Consider the following 625-nt stretch of genomic DNA (forward strand, 5'->3'; position numbering starts at 1 on the left):
CTTGGCAATGTCCATATTGGATGTCTCGCAGCTATCAGCTCCTATTCCTGCCGGAGGACAGGCTGAGTTTACCATCAAAATGAATTTAGACTATGCGGGGACCTATAACTCCGTCTTTGAACTAAGGGACCTTGTCAATGGACACAGGCCGGCTTATTCGTTTAATGTCTCTGGGCAAGTGAACCCGCTGCCTGCACTGTCAGCATTGACAGCCCTTAAACAGGTACTTGTGAACGCTACCAATCCTTTGATCTCTGATGGAGGGATGGCTTCCTTAGGAACTCATGACCAAAATACCAGCCAAGACCATATGCAGGTGTTCAGGGTATTGAACTCCAGTACGGAAGCGCTGCAGCTAAGCCTAGTTAAAACTGCTGGTAGCTTGGCAATGTCCATATTGGATGTCTCGCAGCTATCAGCTCCTATTCCTGCCGGAGGACAGGCGGAGTTTACCATCAAAATGAATTTAGACTATGTGGGGACCTATAACTCCGTCTTTGAACTAAGGGACCTTGTCAATGGACACAGACCGGCTTATTCGTTTAATGTCTCTGGGCAGGTTCAGGCTCCTAACCATAACGCCGGGGTCAGTGATCAGTTCAGTGACTCGTTTGTCAATACTGAA

The 625-nt window shown here is 48.0% G+C and carries 1 protein-coding gene; it reads left to right on the forward strand.

Features of this window, described 5'->3' with window-relative positions:
- The coding region (locus tag WBG21_RS11235) for a hypothetical protein (RefSeq protein WP_340077930.1) at nt 1–625 on the forward strand (625 nt) is incomplete at both ends.

It is taken from the genome of Leptobacterium meishanense (genome assembly GCF_037645805.1).
In the GTDB taxonomy this organism is placed as follows: Bacteria; Bacteroidota; Bacteroidia; order Flavobacteriales; family Flavobacteriaceae; genus Leptobacterium_A; species Leptobacterium_A meishanense.